Below are 15,028 nucleotides of genomic sequence, written 5' to 3' on the forward strand. Positions count from 1 at the left end.
AGAGCGGAATTATAGCGGTTTTCCCGCAGCCCCCCGGGGATCGCGGCGGGTGAATGCTAGAATCGCCCGTTCCTGCCACTGCCCTCGCGGCAATGCTCTCCAATTTCGCCTACGTCGTCGCGGCGCTGCTGCTGGTCCTGATCAACGGCTTCTTCGTCGCGGCTGAATTCGCTCTGGTCAAACTGCGCCACACTCAGGTTGCCGCGCTCGCCGCGCGACATGGCTGGCGCGGCCGCGTGCTCGATCGCGTGCACAGGCATCTGGACGTCTATCTTTCGGCGTGCCAGCTCGGCATCACGCTGGCCTCGCTGGCACTGGGCTGGATCGGCGAGCCTGCCTTTGCGCACCTGATCACGCCGCTGTGCCTGAAACTCGGCATTGGGCCCGAAACCACCCAGATGATCGCGCTTGCGGTCGCGTTCACGCTGATCTCGTTTCTGCATATCGTGCTGGGTGAGCTGGCGCCCAAGACGTTGGCGATCCGCAAGCCTGCACCGCTGTCGCTGTGGACGGCGACGCCGTTGTATGTCTTCTACTGGACCATGTATCCGGCAATCTGGTTGCTCAACGCCAGCGCCAACGCGATGCTGCGCCTGTTCGGCGTTGCCAGTGCCGCGCAGGGCGAGGACACCCAGTATTCACGCGAGGAGCTCAAGCTCATCGTCCACGCCAAGCGCGCCAGTCGCAGCGGCGAGGAGTACGCAATGATGCAGCACGCGCTCGATCTGCCCGAACTCGTGGTCGGCGATGTGCTGCGCACCCGCGACCAGCTCGCCAGCCTGCGCGACGGCATGGATCGCGCGGCGGTATTCGCCGAATTCGGCCGCAGCCGCTACAGCCGCTATCCGTGGTTCGGCACCGACGGCGAAGTGCGCGGCGTGCTGCACATGAAGGACCTGTTGCACGCGATCGCCAGCGGCGAAGATGGCAGTGATCCGTCGCGCTGGCTGCGACGACCGATCCTGCTGCCGCTCAATGCGCCCTTGCTCGACGTGCTCAAGCGCTTCCGCGCCGGCGACACCCATCTTGCGCTTGGCGTCGAGGAGTCGGGTCGCGTGGCCGGCTTCTTCACGCTCGAGGACGTGCTCGAGCTGGTGGTCGGCGACATCGAGGACGAACACGCTCGCGGTCGCAGCGCTGCGGCAACGCGCAAGGCCGGTAGTGATTTCACGCTCGCCGGCGGCACACCGATCTACCGGCTCGAACGCCTGCTCGAACGCGACATCGCCGCGCCCGCCGACATCAATTCGGTCGGCGGTCTCATCGCCGATCGCCTCGAACGCCTGCCCGACGAGGGCGAAACGCTCGGCTTCGACGGCTTCGACCTCACCGTGCAAACCATGCGCGGGCCGCGCATCCAGACCATTCTCGTGCATCCGCACGACGCCGAAACCAAGGATTCACCATGAGCACGCGCCTCACCGCATTGTCGCCACTGGATGGCCGCTACGCCGGGAAAACCGCCGCCCTGCGGCCGATTTTCAGCGAGTTGGGCCTCATGCATCGCCGCGTGCTCGTCGAAGTGCGCTGGCTCGCCGCGCTCGCCGATGAAGCGGGAATTGGCGAAGTCGCACCGCTGTCGGCACAAGCACGCTCAAGCCTGCTGGCGATCGCCAATGAGTTTTCCGAAGCCGACGGCGAACGCATCAAGGCAATCGAGGCGACCACCAACCATGACGTCAAGGCGGTGGAATATTTCATCAAGGAAAAGATCTCCTGCCACGCCGAACTGGCGGCGGCGAAGGAATTCATCCACTTCGCCTGCACCTCCGAAGACATCAACAACCTCGCCTACGCGCTCATGCTGCGCGATGCGCGCGAACAGGTGCTGCTGCCCGCACTCGACGGCGTGATTGCGAAGCTGCGCGCACTCGCCCACGAACACGCCGCGCTGCCGATGCTCTCGCGCACGCACGGCCAGACCGCCTCGCCGACCACGCTCGGCAAGGAACTCGCCAATGTCGTCGCCCGCATCGAACGCCAGCGCAAGCAGATCGCTGCCGTCGAACTCACCGGCAAGATCAACGGCGCGGTCGGCAACTACAACGCGCACGTCATCGCCTGTCCCGAAGTCGACTGGCCCACGTTCGCCAAGCGCTTCGTCGAATCGCTCGGCATCGTGTGGAACCCGTACACCACGCAGATCGAACCGCACGACTGCATCGCCGAGATCGGCGACGCGACACGCCGCGCGAACACCATCCTGATCGACTTCGCGCGCGACGTCTGGGGCTACATTTCGCTCGGCTATTTCCGCCAGACGCTCAAGGTCGGCGAAGTCGGCTCCTCGACGATGCCGCACAAGGTCAACCCGATCGACTTCGAGAACGCCGAAGGCAATTTCGGCATCGCCAACGCGCTGTTCGAACATTTCAGCGCGAAGCTGCCGATCAGCCGCTGGCAACGCGACCTCACCGACTCGACCGTGCTGCGCGCGCTCGGCACCGCGTTCGGCCACACGCAGATCGCGCTCGACGCGCTCGCGCGGGGTCTGGGCAAGCTCAGTGCGAATCCGGATCGTCTCGCCGCCGACCTCGACGCGAGCTGGGAAGTGCTCGCCGAAGCCGTGCAGACCGTGATGCGCCGCCACGGCCTGCCCGAGCCCTACGAGCAGCTCAAGGCGCTCACCCGCGGCCAGGGCATCACGCGCGAGGCGCTGCGTGACTTCGTCGCCAAACTCGATCTGCCGGCGGATGCGAAACAGCGCCTGCTCGCGCTGACACCAACGGGCTATACGGGTCTGGCGCAGGCGCTGGCACGGGCCATCTGAACGGGCAACGGGCGCGCGGCCCTTCGGTGCGAATCAGGATTCGAAGCCATTGGCGAAAATCAGATCGCCCGCTCGCTCGATCGCGCCGATGTCGATCGTGCCCGAAGCCGCGCGCGATGTTGCGGCGCCCGGCGCAAGCTGTCCACGCACGGGCTGCCAGAGCGGTGGAAACAGCGTGCTGGGCACGGCGTATCCCGGAATCGGCTGCGGCGCCGGATCACCGGCATCGACCAGGGCGCTGGCTGCGCTCGGCGTGAGGTCGAACGCGGCAATATTGGCAAAGCCCGGATCGCTGCCCTGGATCGTCCCGCTCCACTCCGCGGGCAGATAGGTCGCGCCCGACTGCACCCAGTTGTTGCTGCCGCCGACCTGACGGCCATTGATCCAGCTCGCCTCGACCGTGCGCTCCACGCGCAGGGTGCCGCCGGCGCTCGCATACAGCACGTTGTTGTGGGCCTCGACCGCCTGGATGCCGTCGAAGATGCGGAATACAGTGACGTCCTGCCCCGAAGTGACGAGGATCGTGTTGTTGACGAAACGCGCGCGTCCGCGGCTTTCGCCCGAGCCGTCGCCGCCGACACGAATCACCGCATTGAATGCCGGGTTGCTGTGCACGATCACGTTGCCGACCACGTCGGCATCCTCACGCACCAGATCGGGCGTCCAGAGCGGATCCTGCGTTTCCTCGTCGGGACCGATCAGCTCGAGCTCGTGATAGGCCGCGCCCTCGAACCAGTTGTAGTAAACCTCGCTGCGCTCGTGCCGGCTCTTGAGCAGGTTGCCGCCGTTGCTGTCGTGAATGTAGTTGTGCTGCATGCGAAACACCGAGCCTGGATGGGCAACCTCGTCGCTCTGGATGTAGAGCGCATGCCGGGTGGTCGCGCTGCCAGCATCGAAGACCTCGCTGTATTCCAGCGTGAAGGAACCCGAATCCAGATCGGAGCTGAGGATGCCGTGATTGGGGCAGGCATGGATCACCGAATCGCGCACCGTGATGTCGTGGGCATGCACGAACACGCAGCGCGAACTGCCGCCAGTGATCTCGAAGCCTTCCAGCACCACGTGGTCGGACAACTCGAACTGCACGGTATTGGTGCCGCCGGCGATATGTGGGCGCTGGCCGCCGACGCGAATACCACGGATCAACAGCGGATTGGCGGCGGTGCCGCCGGCGTCCTGCGGCACACTGAAGCTCGGATAGGTGGCATTGCCATCGACTTCGACCACATCACCCGGCTGCAGGCTAACCGCATTGAACAACGCCGTGGGCGTCGCATAACTACGGGTCGGACCGACCTGCCAGGTCGCAGCAAGGGCAAGTCCGGGCAGGCAAGACACCAGGACGACAGACAGCACAATCGGCAGGCGGCGCAGCATTGGGCGTTCTCCGCAGCAGGCAGGGCAGCGTCCAGTATCGATGATTGCCTGCGGCCACGCTCGGAACCGCGTCACGCAATCACTCCTCCACAACGTCCGCGGATGTCGCTAGCGACGAGTCGTGTCACACTGATCGCCTGACGCGGGAGGCCGACATGGGCGAGGACGGATTCCACATCGAACTGGCGAACTGGGATGCCGATGGCGATGCCCTGCGCGCGGTGCGCGAGCAGGTTTTCGTGGTCGAGCAGCATGTGCCGGCGGACGAGGAAGGCGATGCGCTCGACGCCGACGCGATCCACGTGATCGCCCGCGACGGCGACGGCCGCGCGATCGGCACGGCACGCCTCACCACCACGCGCGCGATCGGGCGCATGGCCGTGCTTGAAGCATGGCGCGGCAAGGGTGTCGGCGCAGCCCTGCTGCGCACCTTGGTCGAACAGGCGCGCGCGCGCAGTTGGCCCGAGGTCGAACTCCACGCCCAGACCCACGCGCTTGCGTTCTATGCGCAGGCTGGCTTCGTGGCCGAAGGACCCGAATTCGACGAATGCGGCATTGCCCACCGGCGCATGCGACTGACGATCGCCGCCTTCACGCCGCCGCCACCGCGTGCGCCCGAGGCGCGGCCCGCGGTGAAGACCCTCCAGAGCAGCAACCTCGAGGAGGCCTTGGCCGCGACCCTGGCCATCCTCGCCGATGCGCGCTACGAACTCGTGGTGCAGACGCGCGACCTCGATTCCGGCCTGCTCGATGACGGCGCGGTGATCGACGCATTCAAACGCGTGGCGCTGTCGGGGCGCCGTGCACGCATCCGCATCCTCGTGCAAGAACCGCGCATGGCGATCAGCGAAGGTCATGCCCTGCTGCGCCTCGCGCAGCAGTTGCCGAGCGCGATCGCGGTACGCGTGCCCACCGAGGAGCGCGATCTGGGGGAGCCGAGCGCGATCCTGCTCAACGATCGTGGCGGCTTCCTGCTGCGCCCACTCGCCAGCCGCATGGATGGCGAAGGCAACACCTGTGCGCCGGGTCGGCACCGGCAACTGCTCGCCGGCTTCGACGAGCTGTGGGAGCGCGCCGAGCCCTGCGCCGACCTGCGCGTGCTCGGTATCTGAATCGCCATTCACGCGCGACGCAAACCTGTACCGAAGGACGCCGGCAAATTGACCGCCTTTGATCCGGATCCAGGGCGGCAAGTGATTGTGCAAGCGCAACAAAAACCCGGCTGAGCGGCTATAATCCCGAGTCGTGCCGGTTGCGTCTTGCGCAACGGCGCCCATCGGTTCGCGGCGCGCACCGCAGCGCGCTCTTCCCCGTGCAAGAAGGCAGCCAGCGTGAGCGCAAATCCGACACCCCAGAACCTGTTCGAACGATTCCAGGCCAGCTCCGCGATCGGCGGCGGCAATGCGTCCTACATCGACGAACTCTACGAGGCCTGGCTGACCGACCCGAATGCGGTCGATCCCGGCTGGCGCAGCTATTTCACCCAATTGCAGGGTGCACGCAATGGGCGTGATGTCTCCCATCTGGCTGCAATCGCGCGCATCGAAGCCGCACAGCGCCAGCCGCGCGCAAGCCAGGCCGCCGTCGCGGCAGTGGCCGACCCGGGCAAGGCACACAAGCAGGCCGCCGTACTCAAGCTCGTCACCGCCTACCGCTCGCGTGGCCACCTGGCCGCTCATCTGGATCCGCTCGAACTCGAGCGTGCCTTCCCCGCTTCCGACCTCGAAGCGATCGGCCTGCTGCCACGCCCGAGCGCGCCCGATCTGCAGCCCGAGTTCCATGGCCTGGGCGCTGCCGACATGGACAGCGAGTTCAATACCGGTTCACTCGGTGGCCCAGCCCGGCAGACCTTGCGCGGCCTGCTCGAGCGCCTGCGGGCAACCTATGCCGGCAGCATCGGCGCCGAGTTCATGCACATCTCCGACGTCGAGCAGCGGCAGTGGGTGCACGAGCAACTCGAACGTGCCGGCGGCAATTACGGACTGAGCAAGGCCGACCAGCTGCGCGTGCTCGAGAAGCTCGTGCAGGCCGATGGCCTCGAGCGCTTCCTGCACACCAAGTACGTCGGCCAGAAGCGCTTTTCGCTCGAAGGCGGCGACAGCCTGATTCCGCTGCTCGACGAATTCGTGCGCCGTGGCGGCAGCGACGGCATGCGCGACATGGTGATCGGCATGGCCCACCGCGGGCGCCTGAACGTGCTGGTCAACGTGCTCGGCAAGTCGCCGGAAAAACTCTTCGCCGAGTTCGACGGCAAGTTCGACCACCCCGACGACCCGGCCCATTCGGGCGACGTCAAATACCACATGGGTTTCTCCGCCAACGTCAAGACGCCGGGTCGCACCGTGCATCTTGCGCTCGCCTTCAATCCCTCGCATCTGGAAATCGTCAACCCGGTCGTGTGCGGCTCGGTGCGCTCGCGACAGGTGCGACGCAAGGACGAACATCGCGCCCAGGTGGTGCCGATCCTCATCCATGGCGACTCGGCCTTTGCCGGCCAGGGCGTCAACATGGAACTGCTCAACATGTCGCAGGCGCGCGGTTTCGCGGTCGGCGGCTCGATCCACGTGGTGGTCAACAACCAGGTTGGTTTCACCACCTCCAACCCGCATGACACGCGCTCGACGCTCTACAGCACCGATGTCGCCAAGATGGTCAATGCGCCGGTATTCCACGTCAACGGCGATGATCCCGAAGCGGTGCTGTTCGTGGCGCGGCTGGCATTCGATTACCGCCAGAAATTCAAGCGTGACGTCGTCATCGACATCGTCTGCTATCGCCGCCATGGCCACAACGAGGCCGATGAGCCGGCGGCAACGCAGCCGCTGATGTACCAGATCATTCGCAAGCGCCCGACCGCGCGCGAGATCTACGCACAGCGTCTGGTCGCCGCGGGCGTGATCGCCGATGGCGATGCACAGAAGCTGGTCGACGACTATCGCAAGCGCCTCGAGGCCGGCACGCCGATTCCGGAGCTCGATGCCGATTTCGAGGACGTCTACGCAGTCGACTGGAGCCAGCACATCGGCGCCCGCCTCGACCAGCAGGTCGATACCGGCGTGCCCAGGGATCAGCTCGCCGCACTCAACCACGCAATCCTCGAGCTGCCACAAGGTCTGACCCTGCATCCTCGCGTGGCCAAGATCTATGAAAGCCGCGTGGAAATGGCCGCTGGCACGCATCCGCTCGATTGGGGCGCGGCCGAGAACCTCGCCTATGCCTCGCTGATTGCCGATGGACACGACCTGCGTCTGGTCGGACAGGACAGCGGGCGCGGCACCTTCTTCCATCGCCATGCCGTGCTGCACGATCAGGGCAGCGGCGGCGAGTATCTGCCGTTGGCGCGCGTGCGCGACGGCGCGAGCGTCACCATCGTCGACTCGCTGCTCAGCGAAGAAGCGGTGATGGCCTACGAATACGGCTACTCCACCGCCGATGCCAACACGCTGGTGCTCTGGGAGGCCCAGTTCGGTGACTTCGCCAATGGCGCGCAGGTCGTCGTTGATCAGTTCATCTCCTCGGGCGAGGCCAAGTGGGATCGGCTGTCCGGCCTCGTGCTGCTGCTGCCGCACGGCTACGAAGGCCAGGGCCCCGAGCATTCATCGGCGCGCCTGGAGCGTTACCTGCAACTGTGCGCGCTCGACAACATGCAGGTGTGCGTGCCGACCACACCCGCGCAGATGTTCCATCTGCTGCGCCGGCAGATGCGACGCGACTGCCGCAAGCCGCTGATCGTGCTCACGCCCAAGTCACTGCTGCGCCACAAGCTCGCAGTGTCCTCGCTCGATGAACTGGCCAGCGGGCGCTTCCAGTGCATGATCGCCGACAGCACCGCCAAGGGTGGCAAGAAGGTGGCACGCGCCGTGCTGTGTTCGGGCAAGGTCTACTATGACCTCGTCGAAGAAGCCGCCAAGCGCGGCGTCGACAACGTCGCGATCATCCGCGTCGAACAGCTCTATCCGTTCCCGCGCGAGGAAGTCAGCGCGCAATTGCGCAAGTACCCCGCGCTCAAGGACGTGATCTGGTGCCAGGAAGAGCCGATGAATCAGGGTGCGTGGTACCAGATTCGTCACCATCTGCAGGCGGTCGCGCCCGCTTCGACCACACTTGGTTACGCTGGCCGCGGGCGCTCGCCCGCGCCGGCCTGTGGTCACCTGTCGACCCACGTGGCCGAACAGACAGCCCTGGTCGAGAAGGCGCTGGTTGGACCGGTCGGGACGGACAACGCCGCCGAATGACGTGAGCGCGAGCGTTCCGCATCAGGGGACGCTCGCCAAGCCCGAAGCGGCGCGCAAGCGCCACTTCGACCTACAATTGCCGTTTTGCAGCCCAATGCCTCCCCTCGCCGGGGCGGCGCTCCAGAAGCCCAAGGACATCCAGGTCATGTCGATTGAAGTCAAGGTTCCCGTTCTTCCCGAGTCGGTCTCCGATGCAACCATCGCCAGCTGGCACAAGCAGCCGGGCGAGGCGGTCAAGCGTGATGAGAACCTTGTAGATCTCGAAACCGACAAGGTGGTGCTCGAAGTTCCCGCACCGGCCGACGGCGTGCTCAAGGAGATCAAGTTCGCCACCGGCGCGACCGTGACCAGCCAGCAGGTGCTGGCGATCCTCGAGGAAGGTGCCGTCGCGGCCGCTCCCGCTGCCCCCAAGGCACCGGCTGGTGCAGCGAGCGCTGCGCCCACAGCCGCGCCTTCGCCGGCAACCGCTGCGAAGCCGGGGGATCTGTCACCGGCCGGTCAGCGCATCGTCGCCGAAAACAACATCGATCCGGCGCAGGTGGCCGCAACCGGCCGCGATGGCCGCGTGACCAAGGAAGACCTCGTCAACTTCATGCGCACCGGCTCACCCGCCGCGGCAGCGCCAGCCACAGCCGTCAAGCCGACGCCGGGCGCGCGTCCCGAGGAGCGCGTCCCGATGACGCGCATGCGCGCCAAGATCGCCGAACGCCTGATGCAGTCGAAGAATTCGATCGCGATGCTGACCTCGTTCAACGAGATCAACCTCGCCAAGGTCGCGGCGATGCGCAAGGAACTGGGCGAACAGTTCGAAAAGGCCAATGGCATCAAGCTCGGCTACATGAGCTTCTTCGTCAAGGCGGCCTGCGAGGCGCTCAAGCGCCATCCGATCGTCAATGCCTCGGTCGACGGCAACGACGTGATCTATCACGGCTATCAGGACATCTCGGTCGCGGTGTCGACCGACAAGGGCCTGGTCACGCCGGTATTGCGCGACGCGCAAGACATGGGCTTCGCGCAAATCGAGAAGGCAATCGCCGATTTCGCCCAACGTGCGCGCAAGGGCGGCCTCACGCTCGATGACCTGCAGGGCGGCACCTTCACCATCACCAACGGCGGCACCTTCGGATCGCTGTTCTCCACGCCGATCGTCAACCCGCCGCAGAGCGCGATCCTGGGCATGCACACGATCAAGGAACGCGCCGTGGTCGAGAATGGCCAGGTCGTCGCCGCGCCGATGATGTACGTGGCGATCAGCTATGACCACCGCATCATCGACGGCAAGGACGCGGTGCTGTTCCTGGTCGACATCAAGAACCAGCTCGAGAATCCGACCCGGATGCTGCTGGGAATGTGATTGCTTTTGCCCGTCTCCCGCCGGGAGACGGGTTGGGGTGAGGGTTCGGTACTCCCGCAACGTCTCGCTCCGTCCGTACCCTCACCCGCCCCTTGGGGCACCCTCTCCCGACGGGAGCGGGAAGAATCGAGAAAGCACATGAGCGAGCAGAACTTCGACGTCGTCGTCATCGGTGCCGGCCCCGCCGGTTATGTGGCCGCAATTCGCGCCGCCCAGCTCGGCCTCAAGACGGCCTGCGTCGACATGTTTGCCGGCAAGGACGGCAAGGCCGCACTCGGTGGCACCTGCCTCAACGTCGGCTGCATCCCGTCCAAGGCCTTGCTCGATTCTTCGCGCCAGTTCCACAACCTCACGCACAGCTTCGGGGTGCACGGCATCAGCGCCAAGGACGCGGCGATCGACGTTGGCACGATGGTTGGTCGCAAGGACAAGATCGTCAAGCAGTTCACCGGCGGCATCGCCGCGCTGTTCAAGCAGAACAAGGTGAGCGCGTTCTTCGGCAAGGGTCGCCTGCTGCCCAATCGTCAGGTCGAAGTCAGCGCTGCCGATGGCAGCAAGCAGGTGCTGGCCGCGAGCAATGTCATCATCGCCACCGGTTCGGTGCCGATCGAATTGCCGTTCGCGAAGTTCGACGGCAAGCACATCATCGACAATGCCGGAGCGCTCGACCTCGCAGGCGTTCCCAAGCGCCTTGGCGTGATCGGCGCGGGCGTGATCGGTCTGGAACTGGGCAGCGTTTGGAAGCGGTTGGGCAGTGATGTGACGATCATCGAGGCACTGCCCGATTTCCTCTCTGCCGCCGACGCGGAAGTCGCCAAGATCGCAGCACGCGAATTCGCCAAGCAGGGTCTCAAGATCGAACTCGGCGCCAAGCTGTCGAAGGCCGAGATCAAGGGCAACGAAGTCCATCTGACGTATGCGGCAAAGGACGGCGACAAGCAGCTCGTCGTCGACAAGCTGCTGGTGGCGGTGGGTCGCCGCGCGTACACGCAAGGCGTGCTCGCCGACGGTACCGGCGTCAACACCGACGAGCGCGGCCGCATCGTCGTCGATGAACACTGCTGGACCGGCGCCGAAGGCGTCTGGGCCGTGGGTGACTGCGTGCGCGGCCCGATGCTCGCGCACAAGGGTTCGGAAGAAGGCGTGATGGTTGCCGAACTCATCGCGGGCAAGGCCGGTCACATCAACATGGACACGATTCCGTGGGTGATCTACACCGAACCCGAAATCGCCTGGGTCGGCAAGACCGAAGCGCAATGCAAGGCCGACAATATCCCCTACAAGACCGGCAGCTTCCCGTTTGCGGCAATCGGCCGCGCGGTGGCGATGAACGAACCCGCCGGCTTCGTCAAGATGATCGCGCACGCCGAAACCGACCGTATCCTCGGCGTGCATCTGGTCGGCGCGAATGTCTCCGAGTTGGTCGCCGAATGCGTGGTGGCGATGGAGTTCAAGGGCTCGTCGGAGGATCTCGCGCGCATCGTGCACGCCCACCCGACGCTTTCCGAAGCGGTGCATGAAGCAGCGCTCTCGGTCGACAAGCGCGCGATTCACAAAGGCAACTGAACATCCGAAGATCGGGCGCCAGCGTGACGCGCAGGACAGCGAGCACACTACGATGAATGGCAGCAGCACGTTTTCCGCCTACCGCATCCACAATGACGCCGCCGGATATCGCGCCGGCATCGAGGAGATGCGTGCCGATGACCTCACCCCCGGCGAGGTGCTGGTCAAGGTCGCGTTCTCCTCGGTCAACTACAAGGATGCGCTGGCCGGCACCGGCAAGGGCAAGATCCTGCGCCGGTTTCCGCTCAATGGCGGCATCGACCTCGCCGGTTACGTGGCGGCATCGAGTGACCCGGCGTTCAAGGAAGGCGACGAGGTGCTGTGCACCGGCTGCGGCCTGTCGGAAACGCGCGACGGCGGCTACGCGCAGTACGCGCGACTCGAATCGCAATGGGCGATCCCGCTGCCACCGGGCCTCACGCTGCGCGAGTCGATGCAGATCGGCACCGCGGGCTTCACCGCAGCGCTCGCCCTCACGCAGATGATCCGCAACGGGCAAACGCCGGCGATGGGCCCGATCGTCGTCACGGGCGCGACCGGCGGTGTCGGCTCGTTGGCGATCGACATTCTCAGTCGCGCCGGCTTCGAGGCGCACGCGATCACCGGCAAGGTCGATCTGTTCGACTATCTGATCGGGCTGGGCGCCAAGCAGTGCATCGCCCGTGAGGGTCTGCACTGGGGCCAGCGCCCGCTCGAAACCGCGCGCTGGGCCGGCGCGATCGACAACGTCGGCGGCGATACCCTTGCCGGCCTCAGCCGCGTGATCAAGCCCTACGGCAACATCGCCACCTGCGGCAATGCGGCAAGCATCGAACTGGCAACCACGGTGATGCCGTTCATCATTCGTGGCTTGTCCCTGCTCGGCGTCGCATCCGCCGGCACGGCGCGCGTGCTGCGCGATGAAATCTGGCAGCAGCTCGCCGGGCCGTGGAAGCCTGCGCATTTGCAAACCATTGCAAATCGCGAAATCGGCCTTGCGGAACTGGCCGAAACCTTTGCCGCTCAGCTTGCCGGCGGAGCCCACGGCCGCGCGCTGGTCCGGATCGATTGAGCGCACTTGGCGCGAACGCGAAACCGGGCCTAGAATGACCCGTCCACAGGGGGTATACCGAACATGTCCAAAGTCTTGATCATCGACGATTCGCCTTCGCAGCTCGTCAGCATGAAGCGCGCGGTAGAAAAGCTCGGCCACGAAGTCGTCACCGCCGAAGATGGCGCGGCTGGCGTCGAAGCCGCCAAGCGCGAATTGCCCGACCTCATCCTCATGGACGTGGTCATGCCCAACCTCAACGGATTTCAAGCCACCCGCACGATTTCAAAGGATGCGAGCACGAGCCACATTCCGATCGTGCTGGTGACCACCAAGGATCAGGACACCGATCGCGTGTGGGGCATGCGCCAGGGCGCCAAGGCCTACGTGACCAAGCCGATCGACGACGCCGAACTCATGCGCGTCATCAAGGAATATCTGCCCGGCGCCTGAGGTTTCGCTGCCGGGCCAGCGTCCGGCGCACGCGCTCGCAAGCTCCGCGTGGGTGCAATCGCCCCACGCCACTCAGGCCTTGCGCGGATCAAACCCCGGAAACGCCTGCGCCAGCTCTGCCCAGGCCTCGCGCTGCTTTTCGTTGTGCGCAGGCGGGACGTGCACCACCAGCGTGACGATTTGATCTCCCGCGGTCTTGCCCGGCCAGCCACGGCCGCGCAGTCGCATCTTGCGTCCGCTGTCCGACCCCGCAGGAATGCGCAGCTCGACGCTGCCGCCAAGGGTTGGCACGGTCACCGTTGCACCCAGCGCAGCCTCCCACGGCGTGACCGCAAGCGTGCTCAACACGTCGCGCCCATCCAGTTCAAAGCGCGCATCATCGCGCAGGGCGATTTCGAGGATGAGATCACCCGCGGGGCCACCCTGGCTGCCCGGATGCCCCTGTCCGGCCAGACGGATCTGCTGCCCCGGCAGGATACCCGCGGGAATCCTGACCTCGAGGGTGCGCGCACGCTGGCCATCTCCGAGACTGATGCGCTCAAGGCCACCGCGCCATGCACTCTCGATACTGATCGCGACCTGTGCCTGCAGGTCGCGGCCACGACGCGGCCCGGCCTGACGTGCCCCACCCGCCGCACGCCCGAACAGCGATTCGAAGAAGTCGCTGAAGTCGGCTTCGTCGGCAGCCCCACCCTGCGGGTGATGCCAGTTTGGCGGCGGTCCGCGGAACTGGTCGCCGGCACGGTAGCCCCCCGCGCGCAGTTGATCGTAGGCCTTGCGCCGGTCTGGCTCCTTGAGCGCTTCGTAGGCCTCGTTGACTGCCTTGAACTTGTCTTCGGCCCCGCTTTCCTTGCTCACATCGGGGTGGTATTTGCGCGCGAGCCGGCGATACGCCGACTTGATGTCGGCATCGCTGGCGTCGCTCTTCACACCAAGGGTGTCGTAGTAGTCCTTGAACTCCATACTCTGCTCCAGGCAGAAACGAAAACGCCCGCGCACCAGCCAACTGGTCCGCGGGCCGACTCCGCTCGCTCAGCGCAGCGGGGCGGACGGCAGGGTAACAAACCCTTGTCGTGCGCCATGCGTGCCGAACGAATGCGCGTGCGCCTCAGGCGTTGATCGTGATGCGCCGCGGCGTGGTCTCGGGCTTCTTCGGAATCGAGATCTCGAGCACGCCATGGCGACCCGCTGCCGTGATGCCATCGGCATCGGCGCTGTCGGGCAACGCGAAACGGCGATAGAACGTGCCGTGCGTGCGCTCGACGCGCGTGAACTGGCCGTTGGCTTCCTTGCTCTCGGATGCGCGCTCGCCCTTGAGCGAGAGGATGCCCTTGTCCATGTGAATCTCGATCGCCTTGGGGTCGACACCCGGCACATCGGCAAAGATCACGAAGCGCTTGTCCTCTTCCTTGATGTCCACGCGCGGCGCCCACTGGCTGGTCACCACGTTGGATTGGTCGGCATCGCCTGAATTGAAGAAACGGTCGAAAACGCCCTTGAGTTCGTCCTGCAAATTGGCTTGCGTAGCGAACGGCGAATAACGGGTAATGGTCATGGTCTTGTCCATCGGGTCGGAGCGGCGCGGTGTGCCGCGATGAACACCAGATGGGGGCCGGCGCGGTGCATTCAAGAGTTCCGCTGCGCAGCGGCACCACGGCTTATGATGAGACTCCTTCTGTTCGCACGGAGCCAGCCCATGACAATCCAGATCGGTACGCGCATTCCCGACACAAGCCTCAGCGTGCTCACCGATGGCGTGCAGTCGATCACGTCCCGCGACCTGTTCGCGGGACGCAAGCTGGTGTTGTTCTGCGTGCCCGGCGCGTTCACGCCGACCTGTTCGGAGCGTCACCTGCCGGGCTACATCGAGGCGTACGATGCCTTTCGCCAGCGCGGCATCGACGTCGCCTGCATCGCGGTCAATGACGCCTACGTGATGGCGGCCTGGGCGAAGGCCCAAGGCGTTCCCGCGGGCTTGCAGATGCTGGCCGACGGCAATGCACAGTTCGTGCGTGCGCTTGGCCTGGAGATGGACGCAAGCAAGTACGGCATGGGTGTCCGCGGCAAACGCTTTGCCTTGTACGCCGAGGACGGCGTGGTCAAACACCTCGCAGTCGAAGCCCCGGGCGAACTGCGCGTGAGCAGCGCCGCGGCGATGCTCGCCGCGATCGACTGAAGCCATCGGCGCGCGGGGCGATCGTCGGCACGGGACGTTCGGGACGGGAATGCGAAATGCAATGGTC

12 protein-coding genes are annotated in these 15,028 nt (G+C 65.5%); 9 read left to right on the forward strand and 3 right to left on the reverse strand.

What is annotated here, in order from left to right; translation table 11 throughout:
* Positions 1 to 92: 92 nt before the first annotated feature.
* Together KF759_RS05505 and purB are read left to right on the forward strand one after the other, a co-directional pair.
* Positions 93 to 1,409, forward strand: coding sequence for a hemolysin family protein (locus tag KF759_RS05505; protein WP_291223408.1), 1,317 nt, complete (start codon positions 93 to 95; stop codon positions 1,407 to 1,409).
* A complete protein-coding gene (gene purB / locus KF759_RS05510) occupies positions 1,406 to 2,770 on the forward strand; it encodes an adenylosuccinate lyase (RefSeq protein WP_291223409.1) in 1,365 nt (454 codons plus the stop codon). The genes KF759_RS05505 and purB overlap by 4 nt, the downstream gene beginning before the upstream one ends.
* 33 nt (positions 2,771 to 2,803) lie before the next feature.
* On the opposite strand, the gene KF759_RS05515 is transcribed toward purB, so the two are convergent.
* Complete coding sequence (locus KF759_RS05515; RefSeq protein WP_291223410.1) at positions 2,804 to 4,147, reverse strand: hypothetical protein; 1,344 nt, start codon at positions 4,145 to 4,147, stop codon at positions 2,804 to 2,806.
* A gap of 155 nt (positions 4,148 to 4,302) precedes the next feature.
* On the opposite strand from KF759_RS05515, the gene KF759_RS05520 reads away from it, so the two are divergent.
* From KF759_RS05520 to pilH, 6 genes are all read left to right on the forward strand, one after another.
* Positions 4,303 to 5,259 carry a GNAT family N-acetyltransferase gene (locus KF759_RS05520; RefSeq protein ID WP_291223411.1) on the forward strand — a complete coding sequence of 319 codons (957 nt, stop codon included), beginning with the start codon at positions 4,303 to 4,305 and terminating at the stop codon, positions 5,257 to 5,259.
* A 147-nt stretch (positions 5,260 to 5,406) separates the two neighbouring features.
* Entirely contained in the window at positions 5,407 to 8,382 is a 2,976-nt protein-coding gene (locus KF759_RS05525) for a 2-oxoglutarate dehydrogenase E1 component (protein WP_291223412.1), read from the forward strand.
* A 145-nt stretch (positions 8,383 to 8,527) separates the two neighbouring features.
* Positions 8,528 to 9,736, forward strand: coding sequence for a 2-oxoglutarate dehydrogenase complex dihydrolipoyllysine-residue succinyltransferase (gene odhB, locus KF759_RS05530; protein ID WP_291223413.1), 1,209 nt, complete (start codon positions 8,528 to 8,530; stop codon positions 9,734 to 9,736).
* Positions 9,737 to 9,874: 138 nt separating this feature from the next.
* Complete coding sequence (lpdA, locus tag KF759_RS05535; protein ID WP_291223414.1) at positions 9,875 to 11,302, forward strand: dihydrolipoyl dehydrogenase; 1,428 nt, start codon at positions 9,875 to 9,877, stop codon at positions 11,300 to 11,302.
* A 52-nt stretch (positions 11,303 to 11,354) separates the two neighbouring features.
* Positions 11,355 to 12,353 (forward strand): YhdH/YhfP family quinone oxidoreductase, encoded by a 999-nt coding sequence (locus tag KF759_RS05540; protein WP_291223415.1) that lies wholly within the window; start codon positions 11,355 to 11,357, stop codon positions 12,351 to 12,353.
* A gap of 63 nt (positions 12,354 to 12,416) precedes the next feature.
* Positions 12,417 to 12,785, forward strand: a complete 369-nt coding sequence (pilH, locus tag KF759_RS05545) for a twitching motility response regulator PilH (RefSeq protein ID WP_291223416.1) — start codon at positions 12,417 to 12,419, stop codon at positions 12,783 to 12,785.
* A gap of 72 nt (positions 12,786 to 12,857) precedes the next feature.
* Here the strand turns inward: pilH and KF759_RS05550 are convergent, their stop codons facing one another.
* Positions 12,858 to 13,748: a DnaJ C-terminal domain-containing protein gene (locus tag KF759_RS05550; RefSeq protein WP_291223417.1), complete on the reverse strand. Its 891-nt coding sequence runs from the start codon at positions 13,746 to 13,748 to the stop codon at positions 12,858 to 12,860.
* A 145-nt stretch (positions 13,749 to 13,893) separates the two neighbouring features.
* The gene (locus KF759_RS05555; protein ID WP_291223418.1) at positions 13,894 to 14,340 is read right to left on the reverse strand and encodes an Hsp20/alpha crystallin family protein; all 447 of its coding nucleotides are present in this window, start codon (positions 14,338 to 14,340) and stop codon (positions 13,894 to 13,896) included.
* A 141-nt stretch (positions 14,341 to 14,481) separates the two neighbouring features.
* On the opposite strand from KF759_RS05555, the gene KF759_RS05560 reads away from it, so the two are divergent.
* Positions 14,482 to 14,961, forward strand: coding sequence for a peroxiredoxin (locus tag KF759_RS05560; RefSeq protein ID WP_291223419.1), 480 nt, complete (start codon positions 14,482 to 14,484; stop codon positions 14,959 to 14,961).
* Positions 14,962 to 15,028 lie beyond the last annotated feature (67 nt).

Origin of the sequence: Dokdonella sp., assembly GCF_019634815.1 — a bacterium.
GTDB lineage: Bacteria > Pseudomonadota > Gammaproteobacteria > Xanthomonadales > Rhodanobacteraceae > Dokdonella_A.